Here is a 26533-nt window from a genome sequence, read left to right as displayed (position 1 = left end):
AAAGAAAAGCGCCGTCGGGGTGACCCGGCGGCGCTATCTTTTTAGCTAATATCTACAAGATATTAGGAAGCTTTCTTCATGTGTGAAGACAGCTTCTCGACCGTGGCATTCATGCGGCGGCTGATCGGTTCGACCGCCTTGCTGCTCATGCGGGCCGAGATCTCGGAGATCTTGGTGCTGTCGGCCACTGCCGAGTCGAACACGCCCTTGAGCAGGTCGCTTTGCAGCTCGACGACATCGCGCATCGTCTTGGCAGCCAACACGGCCTTGCTGGTGGACAGAACGGATTCGATCAAGCTCTGGGTCGATTCCATCCAGATCTTGGCGATCTCTTCATAGCCCTTGGCCATGGTGTTGCTGCTGGCGATGGCGGCGTTGATGTTTTCGCGGCCCACGCAGGTGAATTCATCCGTGGCTTTGCGCATCTGCGCCGAAGCCTGCTCAATCTGCTTGGTGGCGCCGGCCAGGGTCGATTCGACCTGCTCGGATGCGGCCTTTTGCATTTTCTCGATGGCGACCTTGCCGCCGAAATTGGCCGGGATGATGGTGGCCGAGGCACGGGCCTTCTTGGCGGGGGACTTGCGGGTACGAGCTACCATAGGAACCTCCATGTGATGACGCTAGGGGACGACGGGGGTGTCGGTGATCGCTTTGCTGCACTGCAGCATGACCGAATGTAACCCGGGTCATTCTGCTTGTCAAGCATGCGCTGCGTATTAAAGCCTGAGAGTCTTACTAAACCTTTACGAAGCGTCCTATTCGGGCATGCATTCGCGGTTTTTTGGGTCAACCCCAAGGGCCGCGTCTGGACCAAGGACCGCGTTTTTGTGCTGTGGGGGGCGCTTGTTCCGGTGTAATGCGATTTGATGGCGGAACGATCGAGGCTCCCAGCATACGCAAAGCGGCGATCCGGTCGGGAATGGAAGGATGCGTGGAAAAGAGGCCAAAGAATTGACTGGCAGGATTCTCGATACACATATCCATGACGCCTGCCGGCACGCCGGGCAATTCGGCGCGAGAGGATATCCGTATCAAGGCGCTGGCCAAGGCGTCCGGATTCTTGGTCAGCGCAACGGCCCCGGCATCGGCCATGAATTCGCGCCGCCGCGAAAGGGCAAAACGCACCAGATTGGCCATCATATATCCAAGGCCGATGACCAAAGCCATCATCAACATCAACACCACCGTGCCGCGTCCATCGCGGCGGCTGCCGCTGCTCCAAGACGAGGTGCGCATGCTCTCCCAGGCCACGCGCCCGGCCAGGGCCAGCAAGCCGCTGAACACCACGCAAATGACCAAAAGGCGCACATCTCGGTGGCGGATATGGCTCAGCTCATGCGCCAAGACGGCTTCCATTTCTTTGGCGTCCAAGCTTTCAACCAGGCCACGGGTGACGGTGACGGTATAGGAGGAATCGGAAAGTCCGCTGGCGAAGGCGTTCATCTGCGGCGTGTCGATCAGATGCAAAACGGGCATCTTCTGGCCGCATGAGATGCACAGATTTTCGAGAAGATTGTATAGTTCCGGCGCGTCCCGTCGTTGTAAGGGGCGCGCGCCCGATGCCCTATCAATCAGGAATTGGTGGAAAAGAAATCCGATCAACATCCATATCCCCGCCGCGCCCAACACCCAAGGCAGCAGGATAGTCGTGGTATGCGCCGCGAATTCCATGGGATCCGAGACATTGGCTTGCTGGCTCCATGTCGGGGCCATCTGTCGCGCTATGCTTGGTGAAGCTGGGCTGTAACGGTAAACACCGGGACGTATGGGGGTTTCTTGACCGTTCTCTGCCTGCATGGTCAGTCCGACGGCAAGGCTGCCCACCCACACGACGCCCACCAAGATCACCGGCAACAGCGCCAACAGCAGGACAGATTTAAAATTATTATTCCACTGCCAAGTGGCAAGACCGGAAGAGCCAAGGGCCATGGGCCACGGATCCTAGAAGGAGACTTTGGGCGCTTGCTGCACGGCTTGCTTTTCGCCTTCGGGCACTTCCCACATGGTGGTGGCGTCAAAGCCGAATTTATGCGCCAACAAGACGGCGGGGAATTGCTCGATCCCTGTATTGTATTCGTTCACTGCGCCGTTGTAGAAGCGCCTTGCCGCCGCGATCTTGTTTTCGATATCGGCCAGCTCGGTTTGCAAGGACATGAAATTCTCGTTCGCGCGCAATTGCGGATAATTCTCGGCCACGGCCATCAGATTCATCAGCGCGCCGGACAAGGCGTTCTCCGCCGTGGTCCGCTCGGCCAGACTGCCGCCGCGCATCGCGCTGGCGCGCGCCTCGGTCACTTTGCCCAGCACGTCGCTTTCATGCGCGGCATAGCCTTTGACCGTTTCCACCAGATTGGGCACCAGGTCCAAACGCAGCTTAAGCTGCACGTCGATATCGGCCAAGGCGTTGCGCGTGTTCTGGCGCAGCGCGACAAGGCGATTATAGATCACCACGCCGATCAGAAGAATGGCGACAACGACGCCCAACAGAATGACGGAAATATCCATGCGCCGAACTCCTTGATCAGGGTTTGTGCCGTGATTCATAAGGCTATGTGCGCGGCAATCTTTCGTCAATCTAAACCGATCATTTTACGAAAAGCTTGCGTGAACGGTATGGACTTGCTTGTCTGCGGGGCATGAGACCTCTTTTGGCTGTGGATAGCGCGGGTGCGACTTGTGGCGTGGCGGTGATGCGATCGCCGGGGCAAGTGTCGGCATGCGTGCGGGAAGCCCGGCACGATCAAGCCCGCATCCTGGTGCCTATGGTGGCCGATTTATTGGCCCAGCAGGGCTTGTCGATGGCCGATATCGGGCGCGTGGCCGTCACCGTGGGGCCGGGCAGCTTTACGGGGTTGCGCGTGGGGATCGCCCTGGCGCGTGGTTTGGCCTTGCCCTTTGGCTGCCCTGTTCTGGGTATTTGCAGTTTCGCGGCTTGGCGCGCGGCCTTGCCGGATGTTCCGTCCTTGGTCGTGGTTCTTGATTCCCGCCGGGATGAGCTTTTTGTTCAGATAAATCATCAGGATGAACCGTTCCTGTCCGCGCCCGAAGAGCTTGTCTTGCGCCTTCAAGGCACTGCGCATCGTGTGGCAGGAGATGCCAGTGAGCGTTTGACAGGCCTGGTTGACGAGCGCCTTTGTCCCGCGCCTTCCGAGCCGATCGTGGTCGCCGCCGCGCGTTTGGCCTGGGATATGGCAGATCCGGAGGATGCTGCGGCCAAACCTTTACCTGTGTATATGCGCCCGCCCGACATATCCCGCCCCCGCAACGTGGTAAATAACGGCGGCAACGAGCCTCTGGACTTGTGCGGCCAGTTCGCCTAAGAAGGGGTGCTTTCCCCGCTTGAGCGGCGGGGCCGGGATGGTGTACTGTCCCCGCCCGTGCCCCAAAAAGCGGGAACATCCCGGCGAACGGGAAACGTCCCGGAGAACGGGAGTTGTGTCACCAATAAGGAAGGTTGGCCTTGTCATGAGCGATATCAGCGAGCGCGTCAAACAGATCGTCATCGAACACCTGGGCGTCGAAGAGTCTAAAGTGGCTGAAAATGCCAGCTTTATCGATGATCTGGGGGCGGACAGCCTGGACACTGTCGAGCTGGTCATGGCATTCGAAGAGGAATTCGGAATCGAAATCCCCGACGATGCCGCCGAAAAGATCGCCACCATCAAGGATGCCGTTGATTATATCAGCTCCAAGAAAGAGTCGCTCTAAGGCGCTTGGCCTTTTCCAAGGGACAGGTAAGGCCAATCGCCTGCCTGTCCACTTGTTGCCCTTATGCCTTATGGCTGTGGGGTGGCAAAGAGGCTGCACCGCGATCAGGCCGATTTTATCGGTGATCGGGCGGAAGATGCGAACTTCGATGAAACAGAACTTATGGGGCGTTTATCTTGCGCAAAAGCTTGGCGCGAGGGGCGGTGAATCATGACAGAACTGCGGCGTGTGGTGATCACCGGCATGGGCATGGTGGCACCTTTGGGTGATAGCGTGGCCGAGAACTGGCGGCGTTTGACGGCGTCTGAGTCGGGTATCGGTCCTATCACTCTGTTCCCGTTGGACGAGGACATGCCCAATAAGGTCGCGGGCCAGGTGCCCGAAGGCCAGGGACCGGGTCTGTTGGACCTCGATTCCGTCTTGCCGCCCAAGGATCAGCGCAAGATGGCGCGCTTTATCCATTTTGCGCTGGCCGCTTCCGATGAGGCCTTGCGTGATTGCGGCTGGACTCCCTCTTCCGAGGAGGAACGGGAACGCATCGGTGTCATGATCGGTTCGGGCATCGGCGGCCTTGATAATATTTATCAAACTTCGGTCCTGCTTGCCGAGCGCGGGGTGAAGAAGGTCTCGCCGTTCTTTATTCCGTCATGCCTTATCAATTTGGCTTCGGGGCAGGTCTCCATTCGGCACCAATTGCGCGGCCCCAATCACTCGGTCGTCACCGCCTGCGCCACGGGCGCGCATGCCATCGGCGACGCCGCGCGGATCATTGCCCTTGGCGATGCCGAGATGATGTTGGCAGGCGGCGCGGAAGCGGCCATCTGTCGGATCGGGATCGCGGGTTTTTGCGCCTTGCGCGCTTTGTCCACGCATTTTAACGATGCGCCGCAAAAAGCCTCGCGCCCATGGGACGAAGACCGTGACGGCTTTGTCATGGGCGAGGGCGCGGGCGTCTTGGTGCTGGAAGAGTTGGAACATGCCCGCGCGCGCGGGGCGCGTATATATGCCGAGTTGATCGGCTATGGCATGTCCGGCGATGCGTATCATATGACGGCGCCCGAGGAAAACGGCGAAGGCGCGCGGCGCGCTTTGACCGCCGCTCTCAAACGTGCGCGGATCGAGCCGGGCCAGGTGGACTATATCAATGCGCACGGCACCTCCACCCCCATGGGGGATGAGATTGAGCTGAACGCCATCGGCAAAGTCTTTGGCCAAGACGCGCGGCGCATTCCCATTTCCTCTACCAAATCCGCCATCGGCCATTTGTTGGGCGCGGCGGGGGCTGTGGAGTCGATTTTTGGCATCATGTCGATCGTCACGGGCGTCGTGCCGCCTACCTTGAACTTGGATCGCCCCTCGCCCGTGTGCGAGACGTTTGATCTGGTTCCGCACAAGGCCCGCGCGCATCCGGTTCAGATTGCCTTGTCGAATTCCTTCGGCTTTGGCGGCACCAATGCCTGCCTGATCTTCCGCAAACTTCAGGATTAACCCCACACAGAGGTTCGCCATGCTGACCGCCATCACCGCCCTGTACCGTTGCTTTTATGATAAGGAACTATGGAGCGATGTGGCGTTGCGTTGGCGCGGCGCGGCCATTGGCTTCATGGTGTTGCTGTGCCTGCTGGCGACGGCGATTTCGACCGCTTCGGGCTTTGCCATGTGGCAGGGCGTTGGTCGGCAGGCTACCAGCCTGATTCTCGATCAGCTACCTTCGCAATTCACCATGACATTGGACCCTGATGGGAATCTCAGCAGCTCTCTGCCGCAACCGACGGAGATCAAGGTTCCTGATGGAGATATAAGATCTTCCACTCCATTGGATTCGAAGGGCGAGACTGTGATCCTGATGGATGTGGGCGAGACGCTGCAAAGCATCCAAGAGAAGCTTCGAGAACGCAAAGCGATGATCTATGTGGTGCGCGACGGCATCTATGCGCGTCAGACCAATAATGCCACTGATCGCGTGATACGTTTCAATGAAATGCTCAAGCAAGACAAGGTGAAGTCCGCCGATCAAAGCGAGGGGTTGCAGCCGACCACCTACACCCTGACCCGCGATCAGATTGATGCGTTTATCAACGTCGTTATTTTCTGGATATTGGCGGCGATCTTGCCGTTGTTCCTGTTCCTGGGCGGTGCGATCAAGCTGCCCATTCTGGCCTTGCTGTTCATGTTGGTGGGTGTTGTGATGATCCGTATGATGCGGATGGAATTGGGCAATCAAGCCCTGTGGCGTCTGGCCGTGGTGGCCTTGGCTCCCGCCACTATTCTTGAAGCGGTGGTCCAATCGGTTGCCGCTTTCACCTTGGATCCCGCCCAAGCCGCGCAATTCGGAAGCTTTCCTATCTTTGCCCTGGTGACAGGCTTGTACCTATACGGCATGCTGCGCCAGCTGCGGCAAGCGCCTGGGCAGGGTTAACCGCGTGGCCGCTTCGTTTCCCTTGGTCGTCGCCATTGACGGCTTTGCCGCTGCCGGTAAGGGCACTTTGGGTAAGAATTTGGGCCAGGCCATGGGCTGGGCCTATTTGGATACGGGAAGCACCTATCGCGCCGTGGCACTGGCGGTGCTAAAGGCAGGCCAAACCCCGGATGACCGGCTTGCCGCCGCCGCCGCCGCGAAGGGGTTTACGCCTGAATCCTATTTTGCCTTGATGCGCGAAAGCGAAGGCGATTTGCGCACGCCGCCCGTATCCGATGGTGCGTCGAAAGTCGCGCGTTTTGAAGAGGTTCGCTCGATCCTGCGTAGCTTTCAGCGGCAATTCGCCCTGCATCCGCCGGCGGGTTTCCCGGGCGCGACGCTGGACGGACGGGATATCGGCACTGAAGTGTGCCCGGAAGCCCCCGTTAAGTTATTCGTGACCGCCCGTATCGAGATACGCACGGCGCGCGTGTTACAAGCGTTGCGGCAACGCGGGATTGAGGCTATAGAAAGCGATGTCATGCGGGATTTGAACGCACGCGATTTGCGCGACAGCACGTCGCCAATCGGTCGTTTGCGTCCGGCGGATGATGCGGTGATGTTGGACACCAGCGATATGTCCGTTCCTGAGGTTTTGGACGCGGCCTTGGCCGTCATCCGTAAAAAACTTCCGGATATGGGTGTGTAACGATGCCACTTGCCGCCTTATGCGCTTTCTCGTATCCGGCATGACCAAAAGACGATACTTGCCATCGTCCCTTTCATCCATGTCCCCGCCCGGCAGGTGGGAGAGGACAGCACAATCAAGGCCGCATGTGGATTCCCGCTAAACGGCCTTTTTGAGAGAAATCATCCATGACTCGTGCCACTGCGGTGACTGCCGCTCGTTCTTCCGCTCCCCCGTCATCTTCCATGGAAAGCTTCGCTGCGCTGCTTGAAAACGCGCCCGGCGGGGAAAAAGGCCTGGAAGGCAGCGTCATCAAGGGGATCATTACATCTATCACCGATGATTGCGCCGTGATTGATGTCGGCCTGAAATCCGAAGGCCGCGTGCCGCTGCGTGAATTCGCCGTCGGCAACCAGCCAGCCGAATTGAAGGTCGGCGATACGGTCGAAGTTTTTCTAGAGCGCATGGAAAATAAGAATGGCGAGGCCATGCTCTCGCGCGAAAAGGCCAAGCGCGAAGAAGCCTGGGTTCAGCTTGATGTCGCCTACCGCGAACAAAAGCGCGTCAGCGGCATCATCTCGGGCCGCGTCAAGGGCGGCTTTACCGTGGACATTTCCGGCGCCATCGCGTTCTTGCCGGGCAGCCAGGTCGATATCCGCCCCGTCAAGGACGTCTCGCCCTTGCTGGGCACGCCGCAGCCCTTCCAGATTCTCAAGATGGACCGCGCGCGCGGCAATATCGTCGTCTCGCGCCGCGCCGTGTTGGAGGAAAGCCGCGCCGAGGCCCGCACGGAATTGGTCTCGACCATGCGCGAAGGTCAGATTCTGCAAGGCGTGGTCAAGAACATCACCGATTATGGCGCGTTCGTCGATTTGGGCGGCGTGGACGGCTTGCTGCATGTCACCGACATTGCATGGCGTCGCGTCAATCACCCGTCGGAAGCGTTGCAGATTGGCCAGCAGGTCACAGTGCAGGTCATTCGCTTTGACGCCGAGCGTCAGCGCATCAGCCTAGGCATGAAGCAGTTGCAGGCGGATCCGTGGGAAGGCGTGCAGGCGCGTTATGCGCTGAATACGCGCCTGAAGGGCCGCGTGACCAACATCACCGATTACGGCGCGTTCGTCGAATTGGAGCCGGGCATCGAAGGCCTGGTGCATGTCTCGGAAATGTCTTGGACCAAGAAGAACATCCATCCCGGCAAGATCGTCTCGACCAGCCAGGAAGTGGATGTGATGGTGCTGGATGTCGATCCCACTAAGCGCCGTATCAGCTTGGGCTTCAAGCAGTGCTTGGACAATCCGTGGATCGCGTTCCGCGACAACCACACCATCGGCACCGAGCTGGAAGGCGAAATCCGCAACATCACCGAATTCGGTCTGTTCGTGGGCATGCCGGGCGAGATCGACGGTATGGTGCATTTGTCGGATCTGTCTTGGGACAAATCGGGCGAAGAGGCCATTGCCGGCTACACCAAGGGCGAGACCGTCAAGGTCAAGATCCTGGATGTGGACGTGGAGAAAGAGCGCATCAGCCTTGGCATCAAGCAGCTCTCGGCCGATCCGTTCTCTGCCGTCGCCGATGGCGTCCGCAAGAACGAGATCGTCACGTGCCAGATATCCAGCGTCACGGAAAACGGCCTCGAGGTCGTGATCTTGGATGCTCAGGGCAAGCCGCTGGGCGCGAACGAGGCGGGAGAGGGCGGTTTCACCGGCTTTATCCGCCGCGCCGATTTGTCCAAGGAGCGTTCCGAGCAGCGTCCGGACCGTTTCGCCGTTGGGGAAAAGGTCGATGCCAAGGTCACGCAGGTTGAACGCTCCGCACGGCGCGTGACCCTGTCGATCAAGGCCCGCGAAATGGACGAGGACAAGAAGGCGATGGCCGAATACGGCTCGTCCGACAGCGGAGCCAGCCTGGGCGACATTCTGGGCAAGGCCATCCGCAATCGTTCAGAAAAGGAAGACAAGGACGAGGAATAAAAGCCTCGACAATTGACCTTTGCGTCATAAAAAGCCGCCCGGCACCTGGAAACAGGGCCGGGCGGTTGCTTTTTGGGCTATTGCGCACGTAGTTGGGTAAGAAATCCACCGATGGTGTCGTACATGACGCCCGATTCTTTCGATAGAGCCTCAGAAACTCCAAGCAAGTGTTCGGCTGCTTTGGAGCTGGAAAGAGACTCCTGAAGAACGCCTGCTACGTTCTGAGCGGCGCGTTTGGTTTCCGAGGCCGCCGAGCAGGCGTTGCGGCCAATCTCGATTGTGGCGGTCTGTTGCTGTTCGACGGCACCACTGATGGATTGGGCGACCTTTTCGATCTCCCCGATGACGGTGCCGATGACAGCGATGACTTCGGCGGTGTCGTTGGCTACGACCTGCATCGCGCCGATCTGCCTGGCGATGTCTTCGGTAGCCTGCGAGGTCTGGGCGGCCAGAGATTTGACTTCTGTCGCGACTACGGCAAACCCTTTGCCGGCCTCTCCCGCACGCGCCGCTTCGATCGTGGCGTTAAGGGCCAAAAGATTGGTCTGTTCGGCGATGGCACTGATGATATTGATCACATCGCCAATATGTGTGGCGGTTTCAGTTAGATTCTTGACTTTTTGCTGTCCCTGTCGCGACTGTTCCGCTGCGCGTTCAACGATTAGAGACGACCTGCCTACATAGTTCTTGATCTCTCCCAGCGAAGCCGTCAATTCTTCGACCGAAGCCGCCACCGCATCCACGTTATGCGCGGCCTCATCGGCTGCCCGGGCGGTGGCCTCGGCGCGTTGTGTTACCGAAGACGACATTCCGGCCAGATCGTGAGCCGTGCTTTTTGTTTGCGTCGCAGCAGCTTTGACCGATTCCACGATTCCCGTCGCCGATGCTTCGAACGCACTGCTGGCGTTTTGCACGAGGTTAGCTCGTGCGAGTTCGGCCTTTTGGGCGGCTGCACGTTCTTCGTTTAGGCATCGGGTTTCAAGGGCATTGGTTTTGAAGATGTCAAGGGCGCGCGCCATGGCCCCAATCTCATCTCCATCCTTTTGGGAGGGCACTGAAATCTCCAGATTTCCGCCAGCTATGGCCGTCATCGTTGCCGTAAGGGTGCGGAGGCGTCTTGTGACGTTGGCGACTAGGACCGCAGCGGCAGCAGCCAGCAGGATCATCGCGGCACCCGTGACCCACACGACAAGCTTGTTCAAGAAGGCATGGGTCTGCTGCAGATTGTGTGTCGTGTGCTGGACTAGGTCGCGGTCTGCCTGAAATAGGTCTTGCACGTCCTTGTCGATGCGGCTCATGACGGGCAAGAAATCTTCTTTCAGGGCTGCCGCTGCCTGATCCTGAGCGAAATTGGCCGCCAGGTTGAATACTTTTTCCCCTCCTCCTTCAAGCGCCCTAATCTGAGTCGTGACATCATCGAGGATCGCTTTTTTCCCGGATTCATGTGTCGTACCGGCCATTTCTTGGATCAAGGCGCGAATATCGGCGATCTTTTCCTTGAATTCATGACGGAATTGCTCTTGGATCTTCAGGTCCATTTCGGCAGGAACACGGGTTGCTAAGCCGCGTTGGCGCTCGAAAAGAAGACTAAGCCGCGCGACTTGGTCAAGTCCGGGCACGGCCACCCCGTATAAAACGGCGGCTCCTTCTGCCATATGGCTTGCGCCCAAACGCACCGCGCCAGCCACGGCAAACAAGGCCACGCAGGCTAAGGCGACGACAGTATAAAGCTTTGTAGCTATTTTGAAGCGATTGAGAAAAAGCATGGTCTTCCTTGATGACGGAACAAGCGCGGGATGTATCTAATACATTTCCCGCGCTTGTCCGAGAGAGCGTTACTTGCTCTTGGCGGCCTCTGTGGCGGCGGCGAGTATTTTGACTGCCACCGGCGTTGGCGCGCCGTTGGTAACCAGAATCAGCGGTTGAACGACGGGCGAGTCGATCTCTACCTTCATGGAAGCGTCCCCGATGGCCGAGCTGGGCGCAATGCCCAGGCCGCCAGCCAGCTGGGCGACGACCTTGACGACTTGTGGCGAGTTAGGAACTTCGCGCTTATCGCCAGCGATGTCTTGCTTGTCGAGCAGGGCATGTTCGACCACGGTGCGTAGCCCGCCACCCTTGGATTCAACGACAACGGTGATAGGTTGATCGGCACCGCCTAATTCTTTCCAGTTTTTGGCCTTGCCGCTTAGAACTTGTGTCAGTTGGGCGCGGGTCAGTTTCTTTACGGCATTGGACGGATGCACGACGAAGGCCACGCGTGCCTCTCCAATCTGATGCGCTTGCAGCGCCGTCGTGTCGAGGGACGGAGTCTTGGCCTTAAGGGAGTCCACCACTTCGTTCAAAGGGGCTGAAATCATGGCCATGTCGGCCTTCTTGTCCAGAAGGTCGGCGACCCCACGGCCCGAACCATTGGCAATCACCTCCAGAGTAACTCCGGCGGCTTTTTCGATCTCGGCTTTCTGCGGCGTGATGACAGTCGCTGCCACGGTCGTCGAGCCGTGCAGGGATACGGTCTCGGCAAACGCGGGAAAGCTGGTCGCTAACAACAATGCCGCGGCCAATGGTAGGGATCGAGTGAAGATAGACATGGGTTTCCCTTTCGTTCTGTATTGCTGAGCGTGAGGTTATCTCCAGGTTCCCGGACTAAACGGCGGCCTGGTGAGTTCAGCCGAGTGAGTTTAAAACGTTGATGGTTGATAACTGGTTAAATGTCAGGTGGTTACAGTCTAGGATTGTGTAAGGGACAGATCGCCGTGGACACCGCAGTTAGGGAAAGTTCTAACGCTGCCGTGCCACCTCGTACAGCGCGATGGCGGTAGCGTTCAGAATTTGACGTAGTGCCTCATCCGCAGCCCCATCTTCTTGTTCGCCACGCGCGACCCCGTTTCTTACGTTGGTACTGAATGCAGAAACCGAGAACTTCCGTGTAGAAAGGCAGACGGACCTTGATGCTGGCGTACAAAAGCTCAGGATCCAGCGGTGTAGGAAGCTATTTTTCGGTTATCATGTTGCGCTTAACGTGGATGTTCTTTCAGGTATGGCGTGATAAGAGTACAAGTCATTTCCTACAAGATGGGACATTCTGCCAGAGACCACACCGGATGATATCCATTCGCCTTGCTTCGGATCGCGACTATGATTGCCTGCCGGCTATCGAAGCCGATGCCGGGAGATTGTTCCATGAGTTCGGATTGCCGTCGATTGCCTCCATGGAGCCGATGCCTGCCGATTATTATCGGAACTTGCCACAGAAATCTGCTGTTTTCGTCGCCCTCCGTGGTTCAGAGCATATTGGTTTTGCGGTTGGCATCGCCATGGATGGGCAGGGCTATCTTAAAGAAGTCTCAGTCAAGCGCTTGTTCGCCGGGCAAGGTGTGGGCCGAAGACTCGTAGAGTGCGTTATGACATGGGCGCAATCCGCCAGTTTCCGGTATCTCGCCTTGACGACGTTTCGTGATTTGCCGTTCAACGCGGCTTTCTATACGAAACTTGGTTTTCATGAATTTATACCGGATCATAACTGGCCGACACTGCAGAACATTCGTGCCCATGAGCAGACGAGCGGGGTGGAGATACAGCCTCGTGTGGCTATGAGGCTTGACCTCAGGAATCAGATGGATCTAGGCGTATGAGACCGGCCTCTTGCCCGTAAAAACGTTTGTAGTTGCTGACCCGGGGATATCTAAGCCGCTATCTGATTCAATCACCCTCACAGGGACAGAGTGCCGGCCTGGTGAGTTCGGCCGAGTGCGTTTAAAACGTTGATGGTTGATAACTGGTTATAAATATCAGGTGGCTCCAGTCTGGGATTGCGTAAGGGCCAAGTCGCCGTGGACACCGCCAGTTAGGGAAAATTTTAACAACGCGGATTTTGGTGGGCGTGGGGGAAAGAAGGTTCGGCGTAGGGAGATGGGTGGCGCGGTCAAGCGGCACAAGAAAAGCCCTAAGCCGGGACCACACGCTGCCGTGCCACCTCGTACAGCGCGATGGCGGCGGCGTTCGAAACGTTGAGGGATCCGAGAGCGCCGCCGGTTGGCAGGCGCGCCAAGGCATCGCATCTTTCCATGGTCAGGCGACGCAGGCCCTGACCTTCCGCGCCCAGGACCAAGGCGATCTTCTGGCCGCTTAAATCCATTTGGCCCAGATTTTTTTCGGCATGTTCGGACAGACCAACGCAATAATAACCTTGGTCGCGCAGCTTATCCAAAGTGCGGGCCAGATTCACCACGCGCTGCAGGCGCACGATGTCCATCGCGCCGCAAGCCGTTTTGGCCATGACGCCGGTTTCATGGGGCATATGGTGCGCGGTCATCATCACCACATCCACGCCAAAGGCCGCCGCCGAACGCAAGATGGCCCCCACATTGTGGGGATCGGTGATCTGGTCCAAGACCAGAATCAACCGCGCACCTTCGGGCGCGTCTTCGTCCGTGTCGATTTCCAACGGCTTGACTTGAACGGCTAGGCCCTGATGCACCGAGCCGGGCGGCAACAGGCGATCCAAATCGGCCCGCTGCATCGTTTGGGGCACAGGACGCGAAACGGATACATCCTTGCCGCGCTTCGCGCCTTGCGTAAAGTCACGCAAAGCCTCTTCGCTGCCCACCAAGCGCAAACAAAGCCGCGCCGGATTGGCCCAAGCCGCCGCGACGGCGTGCCGTCCATACAGCCAATATGAAGAAACGGGCGAGCGCGAATGGTTTTCACGCTCGCCCGAAGAATCAACCGATGGCCTAGTTGTTGCCCGGTTCGTCTTCGTCTTCTTCGTCCGAGTCGTCGTCTTCTTCATCTTCGTCCATTTCGCCGTTTTCGATCTGCTCGGCCAGATCGCGCAGCATATCGGCAATATCCTCAGGGCCAGCAATATCCACGGCGCGATTAACCGCCGCTTCGATCATGGCCAGGGTCAGATAATCACCGATCTCGCCGGCGTCGCTCGCCGCCTTGTCCAGGGTGGACTCGGCAAGAGCCAAAGCCTTATCGAACAGGGCTTCGGATCCGCTTTCCTCATTCTTGGCCATCATCGACTCTCCAATAAAAGTGAATTCCCCTGTCGTACAGAGCAGGGCACTCCCCCACAGCGGGGTCACCGCAGACCTACACCCCTTTGCACCGTCCGGTCAACGAGACTTGTTGACGCAATAGATGCATGTTGCCGAAAAAAGACGTTTCAAAAGGGAATTTCGTCGTCCATATCGGCAGATGGGGCGCTGGGTGCGGCCGGTCCCGGACGCCCGGCATCCTCATAACTACCACGCGACGCCCCCGCGCCACCACCGCCTTCGGCGCGATCAAGCAAGGTCAGCTCGCCACGGAAAGGACGCAGCACGACCTCGGTCGCATAGCGTTCTTGACCGTCTTTGTCCGTCCATTTTCGGGTTTCGATCTGGCCTTCCAGATACAGTTTCGATCCCTTGCGGGCGTATTTTTCCACCACGCCGATCAAGGCCTCGTTCGAGATCACCACGCGGTGCCATTCGGTACGCTCCTTGCGCTCGCCCGTGGTCTTGTCCTTCCAGGATTCGCCTGTCGCCAGGCGCAAATTGGCCACCCGACCCCCGTTTTGGAACGACTTGATCTCGGGATCCGCGCCCAGATTGCCGACCAGGATCACCTTGTTGACGCTACCTGCCATGTTTTCTTCCCCTTTGCCCGTGCCGGGCCGTTTGTCACACGCTGTAATACATCTTGTATTCGATCGGATGCGGCGCCATCTCCAAAGCCGTCACTTCCTCGTACTTCAGTTCCATATAGGCGTCCAGCATGTCGTGGCTGAACACGTCGCCCTTCAGCAGGAATTCATGGTCCGCCTCCAGCGCCTCAAGGGCTTGACGCAGCGAACCGCACACCGTGGGCACCTTGCGCAATTCCTCGGGCGGCAATTCATAGAGGTTGCGATCCATCGCCGCGCCCGGATGCAACCGCCTTTGGATGCCGTCCAGACCTGCCATCAGCATGGCCGAGAACGCCAAATAAGGATTGGCTGCAGGATCGGGAAAGCGCACTTCCACACGCCGCCCGCCGGGACTGTTGGCATGAGGAATGCGGCAAGAGGCCGAACGGTTGCGCGCCGAATAGGCCAATAGAACCGGGGCCTCGAACCCGGGCACCAACCGCTTGTAGCTGTTGGTGGTGGGGTTGGTCAGGGCATTGAGGGCGCGCGCGTGATGGATGATGCCACCGATATAAAACAACGCCGTCTCGGACAATCCGGCATAGCTATCGCCCGCGAAAAGCGGTTTGCCGTCCTTCCACAAGGATTGATGGCAATGCATGCCCGAGCCGTTATCGCCAAAGATCGGCTTGGGCATGAAGGTCGCCGTTTTGCCATAGGAATGCGCGACGTTATGAACGACATATTTATACCGCTGCACCACATCGGCAATCTGGCATAAGGGCGCAAAGCGCACGCCCAATTCATGCTGAGAGGGCGCGACCTCGTGATGATGCTTTTCCACCTCGATGCCCATGGCCTCCATGGTCGAGAGCATCTCGGCGCGCAAATCCTGGCCCGAATCCACCGGCGGCACGGGAAAATAGCCGCCCTTCAAGCGCGGACGATGCCCCATATTGCCTTCCGGGTAGTCCTTGGCGGTGACATAGGGGCCTTCTTGGGAGTCCACCGCGTAAAAGGCCCGATTCATGTCGGTCTCAAAGCGCACATCGTCAAAGACGAAAAACTCGGCCTCCGGCCCGAAATAGGCGGTATCCGCAATGCCGCTGGCCATCATATAAGCCTGGGCCGCCTGAGCCACCGAACGCGGATCACGGTGATAGGGTTTGCCGGTTTGCGGGTCATGCACCGTGCAATACATCATCAAGGTCGGCTCGGCCGTAAAGGGGTCGAGCGCCGCCGTGGACGGGTCGGGGATCAGCAGCATGTCGGACTCGCTGATGCATTTCCATCCGGCGATGGACGAGCCATCAAAGCCTATGCCCTCGGCAAAGGCCTCATCCGTCATGGTGCTGATATGCTGGGTCGTATGCTGTTCCTTGCCGCGCAGATCGGCAAAGCGCAAATCGATCCCGCGCACGTCATATTCCTTAATCCATTCCCGAACTTTAGCAAGATCGGCCTTGGCATGAGGCATAGGGCACTCCTGACGCTGGATGTGATAACCAGCCGCCGTTATCCCACAGCCCACTTTGCAGTTCAATGGCCTGCAGTTAATATCGCTGCGCGAGCATGACTAAGTTGAGATGGCGGTTTTTATATGAATGCGGCATGCGCTGTTGTGAGCATCCCTCTCTTCATGCGTCACTCCCGCGCAGGCGGGAGTTCATCACCTGTCCTGGCCGAAGGTGCGGGATTCCAGAAAAGATTCTGCGATTCAGACCCTTTCAGGCCATCCACGCCCCGTTGAAACGGGAAAGTCAAAAGACAGTTCGGCAGGACAACGAGTGGCTGGCAGACGCGACAAACAGCGATGCCATAGGAAAGGGTTCTGCCCGTGAGATGGCGCCATAAAGCTAATTACTAATTAGAACATTATAGAAATGATACTGATTTATTTCCGTTGAAGACTCGTATGTAACGCTGGGCGAGAGGAGGCATTGCAAAAATGGGTATTTAGACGATCCACCAAAACCTAACCAGTATAAACCAAATTTCCTAATTTCAAGAAAGCTTGTATATCCCCATGGAAATGGGGCTATGGATGAACTCGAAAAAAGAATTTTGTTAATCTCTCCACAAACATCGGCAGGAATATTTATAAGAAACATTATTAAATCCTGATGTGAATGGCCCCCAGCTGTTCCTGTAATATTATAATGCCCAGTATAAAAATATCCCTCATTATTATACCTGCCGCCTATATTGGGTGGAGATGATTTCCAAACAATCCCGCCACCATTGACATCAAAGACATGGCAGGATTTATCGGATGGCGCATTTGAATTTGTATAGCCGCTGACCATAGGGTTTTCAAAGCTGATTTCCGTATTTGTGCAGCCCTTAGCAATCACTCTATCCACGCCAAGTTTTACTTCATGGGCCTGTTCGAGAATGGCCGTTGCCTGTGCTTTGGCTTTGACGGCGGAGGTATCACTATTGAAGCTCCCACTTCCCGCCGCAATGGCAGAGGCCAAGACAGCCAAGATCGCGACCACGGCCAGGATCGGCCCGATGGCTATGCCGCGCTGATTGGTTTGCCTCATGCTGTTTGTGGCCTTTGACATGTTCTACCGAAACGCGCCCCCGTTTCCCTGAGCGATCATCGGCTTCCAGCCTGTACCGCGCATCCGAACCTAGCAATTCCATCCCACCCCGTCATCAGCAATCCCCCATTGCCCTGTCAGGAATACCCGCCAGCCATTCTTGGGCACGGGATGCAGCTTGATCCAGACTCTCCAAAACCAAAAGATCGGGCCTGTCGGCTGAATCCATGTGACCGATCACCTGGTGACGCAGCCATGTGATCTGACGTTTGGCGTAATGGCGCGAAGCCTGTTGAGCCATCTCCGTGGCGCGTTCCAAACTGGTCTCGCCACGTCGAAAGGCCAATAGGGGAGCAAGGCCCAGGGCCTTCATCCCGGGCAGGTCAGGATCGTACGACTCCACACGCGCGGCTTCGTTCAACGCGCCTGCTTGGATCATGTCTTGAAATCGTTCATTGATACGTTGATAAAGCGGCTCGCGCGGCGGCATCAAAATCAGAGAATGATAGCGCCAGTCTTCCGTGACAACGACAGGCCGAGACTGCCAATCGGATAAACTCTGGCCCGTGGCCGTCCACACCTCATAACGACGCACCAAACGCTGCGCGTCATGCGCGCGTGAGGCGGCAGGATCATGACGGGCCAGATCGTCCCGAAAGGCTTCCAGGCCCATCTGTTGCAAACGGTCACGCGCTTGCTGACGCACCGCATCGGATATAGGCGGGATATCAGCGATACCAACCATCAGCGCTTTCAGGTACAGCCCCGTGCCGCCCACCAAAATAGGTCTTTGGCCTTGCGCCAATACCTGACCGATGGCCTCGACCGCCATCGCACGCCAGACTCCCGCCGAACAGCGCTGCGTCATCGGCAACACACTGTACAGACGATGCGGCACATCGGCTTGAACCTGCGCGTCGGGCTGTGCCGTCAGAATAGGCAGGCCGTCATAGACTTGCAGCGCATCGGCATTGATGATGACGCCGCGCATCTGACGTGCCAATTCCACCGCCAGGCCCGATTTGCCGCTGGCCGTGGGACCTGTCAGGACAATGACCGAATGAGACTCCATCAGGGGATGCGCCTGAGGGCCTGGATCAGACCATGCGCTGCAAGGCTTCGCGCACCCGGTCGCCCATATCGGGATCGGCCAGGGCGAAGGCGACATTGGCTTCGATAAAACCGATGCGATCGCCACAGTCAAAGCGGCGTCCCTCATAGCGGAATCCATGACAGGGCTGCAGGTCGATCAAGGCAGCCAAGCTGTCCGTCAACTGAATCTCGCCCCCCGCGCCGGTCAATTGGCGATCCAGAAAGGTGAAAATGGCCGGCTGCAAGATATACCGCCCGACGATCGAAAGCGTGGATGGTGCCTGGTCTGGTTGCGGCTTTTCCACCAGGCCTTTGATGCGCACAAGAGGACCATCTTCATGCGCGATATCCAAGATACCGTAGCGGCTTGTGTGTTCGCGCGGCACTTCCGTCACGGCCACCATATTGCCGCCGACATCGTGATACGACTCGACCATCTGCTTTAGGCAAGGCGAGCCGGATAGGAACACGTCATCTGCCAGCATCACGGCAAACGGCTCATTACCAATCAATTCGCGGGCGCACCACACGGCGTGACCCAGTCCCAGTGCCTGGCGCTGGCGGGTAAAGAACAACTGACCCGAGTCGATCTCGGTGGTCTTCAGGATATCCAACTCACGTTTTTTGCCGCGCGCCTTCAGCGTTTCTTCCAATTCGAAATTGAAGTCGAAGTGATCCTCCAACGCGCCCTTGCCGCTGCGAGTGACGAAGATGAACTCCTGAATGCCCGCCGCTCGCGCCTCGTCCACCGCGTGCTGGATCAGCGGTTTGTCCACCAAGGTCAACATTTCCTTGGGCATCGCTTTGGTGGCCGGAAGAAAGCGGGTACCAAGACCAGCCACGGGGAAAATAGCCTTACGGATAGGACGATGAATGGACGGCATGAGGTCTGTCTCCACTGAGGAAGGATGGCAAGAAAAGGTCACTGCTCTTTAGGCCGCAGCAAGAACATGGCCTGTTCGGCCAGCAGATCCGCTCGCAACGGGGCCGTCTTGTGCAATGAAGTCTGCGTAGCATCCGTCACGACTGGCCTATCCTTGTGCATCTTATGTGACACAAAGTGTTTCGGACAGAACGAGCCAGTTTGTCAAGAACCCCGATGTCTTAGGCATGCCTAGATAAGCTACAGACAAAGGCACCGAACGCAGGCCTAGGCCACATCCTTGTTGCCATATTCGGCCATAATGATGTCGCTGAGCTTGCTAAGCAGATAGTTAATATCCTCAGGCTGCATGGATTCAAATTGGGTCAAGATTCGTTCAATCACCTGGCGTTGGAACAAGGAGCGGTCTTCACCAAGCGGTGTGTCATGCAGAACTTCGATAGCCACGCGCACGGCAGGCAGGAAGCTCATCGGCAGTCCTGATCGGTCGTACAGCGTTTTAAGGCCAAGTGGGCCGGTGTCGTGGATCAGCTTGCGTGTGTTCAGCATCGGTACTTCGGACAGCAAGGACATGCTGGCCTCAAAAAAGGCGATATCTCCCACACACAAGGCACGCAGGATCAAGCTGGGAGTTAAGCGGTCGTTGCGCTTAAGCTGCTCCACCAACGTCATAACTTCCTGTTCGGACGAACCACTGGATACCATATTGATCACAGCGCGTTCACGACCTTGCAGCACCAGATCCGACGCCATGGCTGCGGACAATTCATGGTGTTCGACCAGATAATCCCGCAAGGTTTCAGAAACCATTGTCACCAATCGTTCGGCTACGCTGACGGGCAGTTTATCGCGCCGCACCAGAGATTCTTGGATCGCCGTCACGGTTCCAAAGCGATCCACGGCTTTTTGATAGCCGGCTTCGGCGATCTGCGCACCGCGATTATTGATCAGCGTCGTCACCGCCTCGGCCCCCGCCAGTTCGATCAGGGCGTTCGAGACCATCTCATGCACTTCCGTGCGTCGAGCGATTGCTTGATGTTTAGCCTCGTTGCCGGTACGGACAAGCCCCACCAAGTCTTCATCGGTCAGAACATTCGAATATTCCAAGATGGGGAGAGATATTGATTCGATATCCTCCGCCAAAGTCAACGCCACATCATGCGGCAGCCCGGGTGCCCGTTTGATATTCTCGGCCAAGGACTGACGTACCTTGACCGCCACGTCATGCGCCATGACGCGAACAATATCCTGCGCGATGGCCAATTCTTCTCGGGTGAGAGTCTGTTCCTGGAACTGTCCACCCAATTTCTGCGCCACTTTGGCGCGTGCCTCGGGTGAGTCGTCGGTTACGAGACGCTCGACATCTTCGCGTGTAAGGCCGGTGACCATCAGGATTGCTTTCTTCAACCGCCGCCCGAAAGAGGCTAGCTCTCCTTTATTTTCATCCTATTCTGCTTAACAGATGCCTAACATCGTGTTCTTTTGATTGGAAAATAAGGTGTGGCAGCGAACAAAAATCCCCGCGCGTCATTTTAACATATTGTTATATATGTTTAATTATCATCGCTATGTGGAGACTTTTGTCCTGCGGTTGGTTGGGGCAGGCATAAGGCTGTGATGATCCCGTGCCAGGTTCTGACTTCCTGTTCAGTCAGTTCGGCACGTTTCAGGCCGTTGCGGATATTGCGCGCCATGCGGGGGCGGATTTCCGGCGTCGTAAAAAAACCCGAGCGATCCAACGCGCCTTCCAGCCGATCCATCAAGGCTTCGAACTCGCCCGAACTGGCTGGACGAGAATCGCCCAAAGTCACCGTCTCGGCCACGGGATTATCCAACCCCGCCTGCCACCATTCATAAGCCTGGATCAACACAGCCTGAGCCAAATTCAGCGACGTATAGTCGGGGTTGAGCGGGATGGTGACAAGGACCTGCGCCAAGGCCAGGTCATCATTGATCAAGCCCGTCCGTTCAGGACCAAACATCATGCCGCAACGTGTGCCCGTCAGGGTCTGGCAACGCATATGGGTCGCCGCCGCGCGGGCCGTTAGAACAGGCTTGACCATATCGCGGCCACGGGCGGTGGTGGCATAGACATGATGCAGATCGGCCAGGGCTGAAGAGGTATCGGGAAAAACCTGCACCTGTTCCAAGACGGCCTCGGCTCCCGAGGCCAAGGCCCAACAACGCCCTCGCCACGGATCGGTCAACGGCCAAGGCTCTCGTGGAGCCACCAGACGTAATTCATGCAGTCCGCAATTGAGCATGGCGCGCGCGGTGGAGCCAATATTCTCGGCCATTTGCGGCCGCACCAGGATCACGACTGGCGCATTCATGCGTCCCACTCCTTCATAAAGCCGCGCCAAGAATACACCATTGCCGCGCAAGAAAAGTCTTTTTCCCGATGGTGTCAGGGCGCGGCAGGCGGCTGTGATTGGGACTGCAACAGCGGCCTCGGATCCGCATGATAGCGGGTGTACAGATCGCGGTCGGCGGCATCGGGCGCGGGCAGCTCGGCCAAGGTGGCGCGTAAAAGGATCACAAGCTCGCTGACATTGCTGGATTCGTCGCGGCTTTTGACCAAGGCGCCCAGCACCGGCAATTCGTCCAGCACAGGCGGGCCTTCCTCGTCATTCTTGGTATGGTCTTGCATCAGGCCGCCCAGGACGGCGACATCCCCCGAATGCAGGCGCAGCACGGAATCCATCTCACGCACTTCCACCACGGGAACCTCGGACGAGACGGGAACGCCGGCCTCGGCGGCGGTGATGCTGACCGAAGGATCGCTGACACGCCGCACGATGCGCGAGATGGTGGGCCGCAGGCTTAATGTGATCTCGCCGCTTGACGGATCAATGGCGGGCTGCACGGTCATCACCAAGCCCACGGGCACGGTATTGGGCGTGCTGGTGATGGTGCGCGTGACGCTGACCGCGCCGCCGGCCCCGACCACGGGCGTTGCCTCGACCGTCGAAGTGAAATACACGTCGTTTTCCGCGACCTTTAAGATGGCGGTCTGGTTATTCAAGACGGTCAGGCGCGGACTGGACAAGGTGCGCACCGTGCCAAAGCGGCGCACCAGATTGGCGATTCCGGCCATGTCGCCGCCGCTATAAGTCAGAGTCATGACGCCATCGGCGGCGGTGGTCGGCGCGATAAAGGGGCCAGCGGGAGCGAAAGGACCAAAACGCAAGGCCCCGCCGACGATATCGTCGTTCAGACTGCGCCAATTGATGCCGGCGCGATAATTTTCACTCAGACTCACCTCGATGATGCGCGCCTCGATCAGCACTTGAGCCAGAGCATGGCGGCGCAGACGATCCAGATACGTCGCCACGCGCTCTTGCACTCTATCGGGCGCGGTGACGGTCACCAAACCCGCCTGACGATTCAGCGTATATCCCATGCGGCCCGCATTCTTGCTTGTCCCCGCGTCTTCCTCGGTCTCGCTTTGCGAGACGATCTCTTTCAGATTGCGGTCGATCTCCGCCCAGAAATCGGCCTCGCCATGCGCCTCGATCTTGGTGGTCGAATTATTGCCCGCCGCATCGGCCCCGCCGCCGCGCGCGACCTGAGCGAAGACATTGGTGGCAATGCCGACCTCGCCGCGCGTGGCGCGGGCAAGACTAAGGTAATCCAGGCGATAGGTCTGTGTGCGCGGAACGTCGCGCCCGATGCGCACCGCGTCTTCGTCAAAAGACACGCGCAACCCCGCCATGCGGCACAGACGCTCTATCACCCGCCGCACCGGTTGTTCATGTGCGGAAAAGATCACGCCGCTGGCCTTGATCTGGGAATCCAATTCCATATTCAACGCCGCTTTGCGGCCCAGCTCTAAAAACACGGCACGCAAGGGAACGGTTTCATCCACCGTCACCGAAACCCGCATGTCCAAGCTCTTAGGCAAAGGCTTGTCTTGCGTCTTTGAGGCCGTCACTTCCCCGCCGCGCAAAGATGGGATCGGCGGCTCTGCCTTGGCCGGAATGGCCGGTGCGCGTGCGCGTAGGCCGCGATAATCCTCGCGCGTCAGGCCCAAGGAAGGGTCCACCGCTTCGCCGCCCGGGCGCGATCCCGTACAAGCGATTAGGCACAGCGCCAAGGCCACCATCGATAGCCCTAATTCCAAAGACTTCCTCATCATGGGGCCAAGGAATAGCTTTCTCCGGGCATGGCCGTCAGCCCCATGTGCGCTTTTGTCCCAGGGGGTATGGGCGCATGGCTTGCTCCAAGAGCGGTGATCGGCATAAAGTTTGCCTATGGCACCCTCTGACTTTCTCTTTCAAGGCTATCATTTTGATAGCGCGCAAAGCCTGCTGCGCCTGGACTATGCGTTCCGGGACGGGCCTTCTTTTACCGAAACACTGCAGTTTCCGAACGCGCGGACAGAGTTTGAACCCCATGAACGCCAGGCCCTGGACGCCGCCTTTCGGGTGATCCTGCTGATGGCGGGGGTCAGTTACTATAAGGCTTATGCGCCCGCGCGGATGCTGTGTCCGGCTTTTGCCTTGGATGCCGAAACGGCCAGCTGGGTGACGCAAGTTTACCGCATGGGCCTTGGCGAATTTGCCTATCGCAACAAGCTGGATATGTCACAGCGCGCGCAATGCGAAGCGCAAACCCAAAACGCGCCGCCACCCACGCGCTTACATCTGCCGCGCCGCGACTGTGTGGCCGTGGGCGGGGGCAAGGATTCCATCGTCACGATCGAGGCCGCGCGTCAGGCTGGACAAACACCCTTTTTATTCGCCATGGGCGGAGTGGGCGGTCCTGCGCGGCCTATTGCCCAAACGATTCAGGTGGCAGGCTTTCCCGCCTTGCACGCCGTGCGCCGGATCGACCCGGCATTGATCGAATTGAACAAGACCGGCGTATTGAACGGCCATGTGCCGGTCACGGCTATCCTTAGCGCCATACTGGCGGCGGGGGCGATCTTATACGGCTATGACGCCATCTTGCTGTCTAACGAGCGTTCGGCCAGCGTCGCCAATCTAAGCCTGAACGGGACCGAGGTGAACCATCAATACAGCAAATCCTTGGAATTCGAGCGCGGCTTCGCTCAAACCCTGGCGCGGCTGGTGTCGCCCGATATCGCCTATTTCTCACTGTTGCGGCCCCTGAGCGAAGTGGCGATTGCCAGGCGTTTCGCGCGTCACCGCGCCTATCACGACATCTTCACCAGTTGCAATAAAGCCTTTCGTCAAGACGAGTCCCGGCGCGGGCGCGGCTGGTGCGGCGATTGCCCCAAATGCCGCTTTGTGTTCCTGGCACTGGCACCTTTCATGGCGAAGGATCGGCTGATCGATATTTTTGGACGCAATCTGCTGGACGATTCGGCGCAAGTCTCCGGCTTTGCCGAGTTGGCGGGTTTGGAGAACTTTAAGCCCTTCGAATGCGTGGGCGAGGTGGAGGAAAGCGCCATCCTGCTTGCCAAGCTGGCCCAAGATGACTCCTGGAAGCATGATGCAGTGCCATCGGCCTTGGCCGCGCGTCTGCCCCAAGACTCCCAAGACATCGATGCGCGATATCAGGCATTCTTCACGCCAGATATGGCGCACCGCGTGCCAAACTCTTACCTGGGTTGGCTGCATGAAGATCCATGACCTATTGCATCAACCCGTGGTCATTTGGGGAACGGGACGCGAAGGACGCGCGGCGGCGCAGTGGCTGGCGCGGCTGGGTCATGCGAACCCACTGGTCTTCTTAGACGAGGCGTCAGGCCCATCGCAAATCGAAGGCTTGGCAGCGACGCATCATGTGGCGCGAGGGACCGAGGAAATGCGCGCCGAACTGGCCAAGGCGCGTTATGTCATCAAATCCCCCGGCGTCAGCCTGTATCACCCCTTGATCCAAGACGCCAAGGCGCGGGGCCTGGTCGTCACATCCTTGCTAAGCTTGTGGGCGCAAGAGCCGTCATCCGCCCGCACCATCCTGGTCACCGGCACCAAGGGCAAAAGCACCACGGCGAGTCTGTTGGCCCATGCGCTGAACGCTCTGGGACATCGAACGATACTGGCAGGGAATATCGGCCTGCCGGTCACACAAGTGCAAGATGCGAACGCCGCGTTTCGTGTGATCGAGGTTTCAAGTTATCAAGCTGCCGATTTCGACGGCATGGCCGATATCGCCCTTGTCACCTGCCTATACCCTGAACATCTGGATTGGCACGGCGACCTGGCCACCTATTACAAAGATAAACTGCATCTGCTGACTTGCGCTCGTCTGGCATTGGCTACCAAGCAGGTCCAAGAAGCGGCGACAAGCGCGGGGCTGGAACTGCCCTCCGACATTCAAATCATCGACACAACCACCGCGCCGGAAGTGCCCGGACATGATTATCTATCACGCGCTCATAATCGTTCGAACGTGGCGGCGGTCCTTGGCGTCATCGCGTGTCTGGAAATCGATAGACAAGAGGCCCTAGGGGCCATGGCCGATTTTCGGCCTCTGCCGCATCGTCAGCAAGAGCTGGGCGAGAAGAACGGCGTCTTATATGTCAATGACAGCATCGCCACCACGCCGCAATCGACCATCGCTGCCATGCAATCCTACCAAGGCCGCCCCATCACCCTGATCGCGGGCGGCTTCGACCGGGGGTTGGACGATGCGCCCCTGGTTCAGCACATCCTGTCCCAGGGCCTGAATGCCCTGATCGTCATGGGACCCAGCGGCCAACGTCTGGCCCAATCCATCGGCCAGCATCCAAACGCCCCCTCGATCTGCATGGCTCAGACGATGGCCAGCGCGGTCGAATTGGCCCGGCGCGTAACCCCATCCGGCGGCGTGGTGCTGCTGTCACCCGCCGCGCCCAGTTATGGCCTGTTCAAGGATTTCGAACAGCGCGGATTATGTTTTGCCCGGGAAGCCGGGTTTCAAGACGCCGGATAACGGACCTTGGTGAAATACAGCCCATCCGGCGGAGCGGTAGGGCCGCCCAGGCGGCGATCACAGGCGGCGAAGGCGGCGGCGAAGGCGTCATGCGTCCATCGTCCCATACCGACCAACGCCAATGTGCCCACCATATTGCGGACTTGGTGATAGAGGAAAGACCGCGCCCTGGCCTTGATCTCGATCCGCTCGCCCTGGCGGGATATGTCCAGACGATCCAAGGTCTTGACGGGCGAAGACGCTTGGCAATGTGCGGCGCGGAATGTCGAGAAATCATGCTGGCCGATCAGCAGATTTGCCGCCGTCTGCATGGCCTGGATATCAAGCGGCGCGCCGACACGCCAGGCCAATCCCTCATCGACCGTCAGAGGCGGACGGCGATTGATGATGACATAGCGATAACTGCGATCCTGCGCCCAGAAACGCGCGTGGAAATCGGCGGGAACCGCCTGCACATCCACCACGGCCACCGGATGCGGCTTTAGATGAAAATTCACCGCCTCGCGCACGCGGTCGGGCGTCGCATCGCGCGATAGATCCGCGCTGATCACCTGTCCCAGCGCATGCACCCCCGCATCCGTACGCCCCGCCACGGCCACCGGCACAGCCGCGCCGTCAAAGCGCGTCAGCGCCTCTTCCACCACCTGCTGCACGGTAAGCGCGTTTTCTTGCCGCTGCCAGCCGCAAAAAGGCCGACCGTCATATTCCAAAGTCAGTTTCCAACGCTGGGGCATGTCGGCAAA

General features: G+C 58.2%; 25 protein-coding genes. 9 read left to right on the top strand and 16 right to left on the bottom strand.

Going from position 1 to position 26533, the window contains the following annotated elements; genetic code table 11:
• Nucleotides 1-62: 62 nt before the first annotated feature.
• The 3 genes from IPI58_03005 to IPI58_02995 all read right to left on the bottom strand — a co-directional run bounded on the left by IPI58_03005 (nt 63) and on the right by IPI58_02995 (nt 2505).
• Complete coding sequence (locus tag IPI58_03005) at nt 63-599, bottom strand: phasin family protein (protein ID QQR69644.1); 537 nt, start codon at nt 597-599, stop codon at nt 63-65.
• A gap of 187 nt (nt 600-786) precedes the next feature.
• A complete protein-coding gene (locus IPI58_03000) occupies nt 787-1929 on the bottom strand; it encodes a M48 family metallopeptidase (GenBank protein ID QQR69643.1) in 1143 nt (380 codons plus the stop codon).
• Between the two features lie 12 nt (nt 1930-1941).
• On the bottom strand, nt 1942-2505 hold the full coding sequence (locus IPI58_02995) for a LemA family protein (protein ID QQR69642.1): 564 nt from the start codon (nt 2503-2505) through the stop codon (nt 1942-1944).
• Nucleotides 2506-2636: 131 nt separating this feature from the next.
• Between IPI58_02995 and tsaB the strand changes: the two genes are divergently transcribed.
• The 6 genes from tsaB (at nt 2637) to rpsA (ending at nt 8770) form a co-directional block, all read left to right on the top strand.
• A complete protein-coding gene (gene tsaB / locus IPI58_02990) occupies nt 2637-3320 on the top strand; it encodes a tRNA (adenosine(37)-N6)-threonylcarbamoyltransferase complex dimerization subunit type 1 TsaB (protein QQR69641.1) in 684 nt (227 codons plus the stop codon).
• Nucleotides 3321-3465: 145 nt separating this feature from the next.
• Nucleotides 3466-3708 (top strand): acyl carrier protein, encoded by a 243-nt coding sequence (locus tag IPI58_02985; GenBank protein ID QQR69640.1) that lies wholly within the window; start codon nt 3466-3468, stop codon nt 3706-3708.
• Between the two features lie 219 nt (nt 3709-3927).
• Nucleotides 3928-5196: a beta-ketoacyl-ACP synthase II gene (gene fabF, locus IPI58_02980; GenBank protein QQR70022.1), complete on the top strand. Its 1269-nt coding sequence runs from the start codon at nt 3928-3930 to the stop codon at nt 5194-5196.
• A 19-nt stretch (nt 5197-5215) separates the two neighbouring features.
• Nucleotides 5216-6127, top strand: coding sequence for a DUF1189 family protein (locus IPI58_02975; protein QQR69639.1), 912 nt, complete (start codon nt 5216-5218; stop codon nt 6125-6127).
• A 22-nt stretch (nt 6128-6149) separates the two neighbouring features.
• Nucleotides 6150-6815, top strand: a complete 666-nt coding sequence (locus tag IPI58_02970) for a (d)CMP kinase (protein QQR70021.1) — start codon at nt 6150-6152, stop codon at nt 6813-6815.
• A gap of 167 nt (nt 6816-6982) precedes the next feature.
• Entirely contained in the window at nt 6983-8770 is a 1788-nt protein-coding gene (gene rpsA / locus IPI58_02965) for a 30S ribosomal protein S1 (protein ID QQR69638.1), read from the top strand.
• 77 nt (nt 8771-8847) lie between these two features.
• On the opposite strand, the gene IPI58_02960 is transcribed toward rpsA, so the two are convergent.
• The gene (locus tag IPI58_02960) at nt 8848-10536 is read right to left on the bottom strand and encodes an MCP four helix bundle domain-containing protein (protein ID QQR69637.1); all 1689 of its coding nucleotides are present in this window, start codon (nt 10534-10536) and stop codon (nt 8848-8850) included.
• Nucleotides 10537-10605: 69 nt separating this feature from the next.
• Nucleotides 10606-11361 carry a substrate-binding domain-containing protein gene (locus IPI58_02955; GenBank protein QQR69636.1) on the bottom strand — a complete coding sequence of 252 codons (756 nt, stop codon included), beginning with the start codon at nt 11359-11361 and terminating at the stop codon, nt 10606-10608.
• A gap of 360 nt (nt 11362-11721) precedes the next feature.
• Between IPI58_02955 and IPI58_02950 the strand changes: the two genes are divergently transcribed.
• Entirely contained in the window at nt 11722-12405 is a 684-nt protein-coding gene (locus IPI58_02950; protein ID QQR69635.1) for a GNAT family N-acetyltransferase, read from the top strand.
• A 311-nt stretch (nt 12406-12716) separates the two neighbouring features.
• Here IPI58_02950 and rlmB read toward each other — a convergent pair whose 3' ends face one another.
• The 10 genes from rlmB to IPI58_02900 form a co-directional block, all read right to left on the bottom strand.
• Nucleotides 12717-13562, bottom strand: a complete 846-nt coding sequence (rlmB, locus tag IPI58_02945; protein QQR69634.1) for a 23S rRNA (guanosine(2251)-2'-O)-methyltransferase RlmB — start codon at nt 13560-13562, stop codon at nt 12717-12719.
• A complete protein-coding gene (locus IPI58_02940; GenBank protein QQR70020.1) occupies nt 13507-13794 on the bottom strand; it encodes a hypothetical protein in 288 nt (95 codons plus the stop codon). Before IPI58_02940 ends, rlmB begins: the two co-directional genes overlap by 56 nt.
• A gap of 149 nt (nt 13795-13943) precedes the next feature.
• Complete coding sequence (ssb, locus tag IPI58_02935; protein QQR69633.1) at nt 13944-14408, bottom strand: single-stranded DNA-binding protein; 465 nt, start codon at nt 14406-14408, stop codon at nt 13944-13946.
• 34 nt (nt 14409-14442) lie between these two features.
• Nucleotides 14443-15864 carry a type I glutamate--ammonia ligase gene (gene glnA, locus IPI58_02930; protein QQR69632.1) on the bottom strand — a complete coding sequence of 474 codons (1422 nt, stop codon included), beginning with the start codon at nt 15862-15864 and terminating at the stop codon, nt 14443-14445.
• A gap of 379 nt (nt 15865-16243) precedes the next feature.
• Nucleotides 16244-16933: a hypothetical protein gene (locus IPI58_02925; GenBank protein ID QQR69631.1), complete on the bottom strand. Its 690-nt coding sequence runs from the start codon at nt 16931-16933 to the stop codon at nt 16244-16246.
• A gap of 115 nt (nt 16934-17048) precedes the next feature.
• A complete protein-coding gene (miaA, locus tag IPI58_02920; GenBank protein QQR69630.1) occupies nt 17049-18005 on the bottom strand; it encodes a tRNA (adenosine(37)-N6)-dimethylallyltransferase MiaA in 957 nt (318 codons plus the stop codon).
• A gap of 25 nt (nt 18006-18030) precedes the next feature.
• Nucleotides 18031-18900, bottom strand: a complete 870-nt coding sequence (gene galU, locus IPI58_02915; protein QQR70019.1) for a UTP--glucose-1-phosphate uridylyltransferase GalU — start codon at nt 18898-18900, stop codon at nt 18031-18033.
• A gap of 275 nt (nt 18901-19175) precedes the next feature.
• On the bottom strand, nt 19176-20297 hold the full coding sequence (locus tag IPI58_02910; GenBank protein ID QQR69629.1) for a DUF2336 domain-containing protein: 1122 nt from the start codon (nt 20295-20297) through the stop codon (nt 19176-19178).
• A 164-nt stretch (nt 20298-20461) separates the two neighbouring features.
• Nucleotides 20462-21241: an RNA methyltransferase gene (locus IPI58_02905; GenBank protein QQR69628.1), complete on the bottom strand. Its 780-nt coding sequence runs from the start codon at nt 21239-21241 to the stop codon at nt 20462-20464.
• A gap of 74 nt (nt 21242-21315) precedes the next feature.
• Nucleotides 21316-23046, bottom strand: a complete 1731-nt coding sequence (locus tag IPI58_02900; protein ID QQR69627.1) for a type II and III secretion system protein — start codon at nt 23044-23046, stop codon at nt 21316-21318.
• A gap of 115 nt (nt 23047-23161) precedes the next feature.
• On the opposite strand from IPI58_02900, the gene IPI58_02895 reads away from it, so the two are divergent.
• Both IPI58_02895 and murD read left to right on the top strand, forming a co-directional pair.
• Nucleotides 23162-24505, top strand: coding sequence for an endonuclease domain-containing protein (locus IPI58_02895; protein ID QQR69626.1), 1344 nt, complete (start codon nt 23162-23164; stop codon nt 24503-24505).
• The gene (gene murD, locus IPI58_02890) at nt 24492-25790 is read left to right on the top strand and encodes a UDP-N-acetylmuramoyl-L-alanine--D-glutamate ligase (GenBank protein QQR69625.1); all 1299 of its coding nucleotides are present in this window, start codon (nt 24492-24494) and stop codon (nt 25788-25790) included. Before IPI58_02895 ends, murD begins: the two co-directional genes overlap by 14 nt.
• Here murD and truA read toward each other — a convergent pair.
• Entirely contained in the window at nt 25775-26524 is a 750-nt protein-coding gene (gene truA / locus IPI58_02885) for a tRNA pseudouridine(38-40) synthase TruA (GenBank protein QQR69624.1), read from the bottom strand. The two genes, murD and truA, sit on opposite strands and share 16 nt — an antisense overlap.
• Between the last annotated feature and the right edge of the window lie 9 nt (nt 26525-26533).

It is taken from the genome of Alphaproteobacteria bacterium, assembly GCA_016699305.1.
In the GTDB taxonomy this organism is placed as follows: Bacteria; Pseudomonadota; Alphaproteobacteria.
Note: the sequence above shows the minus strand (reverse complement) of the source record. Positions and strands in the feature narration are given on the sequence as shown.

Excerpts from the sequence above, each read along its gene's own strand:
- IPI58_03005 (QQR69644.1), bottom strand. The coding sequence starts at position 599 with ATGGTAGCTCGTACCCGCAAGTCCCCCGCCAAGAAGGCCCGTGCCTCG.
- IPI58_03000 (QQR69643.1), bottom strand. The coding sequence starts at position 1,929 with ATGGCCCTTGGCTCTTCCGGTCTTGCCACTTGGCAGTGGAATAATAAT.
- IPI58_02995 (QQR69642.1), bottom strand. The coding sequence starts at position 2,505 with ATGGATATTTCCGTCATTCTGTTGGGCGTCGTTGTCGCCATTCTTCTG.
- tsaB (QQR69641.1), top strand. The coding sequence starts at position 2,637 with ATGAGACCTCTTTTGGCTGTGGATAGCGCGGGTGCGACTTGTGGCGTG.
- IPI58_02985 (QQR69640.1), top strand. The coding sequence starts at position 3,466 with ATGAGCGATATCAGCGAGCGCGTCAAACAGATCGTCATCGAACACCTG.
- IPI58_02975 (QQR69639.1), top strand. The coding sequence starts at position 5,216 with ATGCTGACCGCCATCACCGCCCTGTACCGTTGCTTTTATGATAAGGAA.
- rpsA (QQR69638.1), top strand. The coding sequence starts at position 6,983 with ATGACTCGTGCCACTGCGGTGACTGCCGCTCGTTCTTCCGCTCCCCCG.
- IPI58_02960 (QQR69637.1), bottom strand. The coding sequence starts at position 10,536 with ATGCTTTTTCTCAATCGCTTCAAAATAGCTACAAAGCTTTATACTGTC.
- IPI58_02955 (QQR69636.1), bottom strand. The coding sequence starts at position 11,361 with ATGTCTATCTTCACTCGATCCCTACCATTGGCCGCGGCATTGTTGTTA.
- IPI58_02950 (QQR69635.1), top strand. The coding sequence starts at position 11,722 with ATGCTGGCGTACAAAAGCTCAGGATCCAGCGGTGTAGGAAGCTATTTT.
- rlmB (QQR69634.1), bottom strand. The coding sequence starts at position 13,562 with ATGAAGAAGACGACGACTCGGACGAAGAAGACGAAGACGAACCGGGCA.
- IPI58_02940 (QQR70020.1), bottom strand. The coding sequence starts at position 13,794 with ATGGCCAAGAATGAGGAAAGCGGATCCGAAGCCCTGTTCGATAAGGCT.
- ssb (QQR69633.1), bottom strand. The coding sequence starts at position 14,408 with ATGGCAGGTAGCGTCAACAAGGTGATCCTGGTCGGCAATCTGGGCGCG.
- glnA (QQR69632.1), bottom strand. The coding sequence starts at position 15,864 with ATGCCTCATGCCAAGGCCGATCTTGCTAAAGTTCGGGAATGGATTAAG.
- IPI58_02925 (QQR69631.1), bottom strand. The coding sequence starts at position 16,933 with ATGAGGCAAACCAATCAGCGCGGCATAGCCATCGGGCCGATCCTGGCC.
- miaA (QQR69630.1), bottom strand. The coding sequence starts at position 18,005 with ATGGAGTCTCATTCGGTCATTGTCCTGACAGGTCCCACGGCCAGCGGC.
- IPI58_02910 (QQR69629.1), bottom strand. The coding sequence starts at position 20,297 with ATGGTCACCGGCCTTACACGCGAAGATGTCGAGCGTCTCGTAACCGAC.
- IPI58_02905 (QQR69628.1), bottom strand. The coding sequence starts at position 21,241 with ATGAATGCGCCAGTCGTGATCCTGGTGCGGCCGCAAATGGCCGAGAAT.
- IPI58_02900 (QQR69627.1), bottom strand. The coding sequence starts at position 23,046 with ATGATGAGGAAGTCTTTGGAATTAGGGCTATCGATGGTGGCCTTGGCG.
- IPI58_02895 (QQR69626.1), top strand. The coding sequence starts at position 23,162 with ATGGCACCCTCTGACTTTCTCTTTCAAGGCTATCATTTTGATAGCGCG.
- murD (QQR69625.1), top strand. The coding sequence starts at position 24,492 with ATGAAGATCCATGACCTATTGCATCAACCCGTGGTCATTTGGGGAACG.
- truA (QQR69624.1), bottom strand. The coding sequence starts at position 26,524 with ATGCCCCAGCGTTGGAAACTGACTTTGGAATATGACGGTCGGCCTTTT.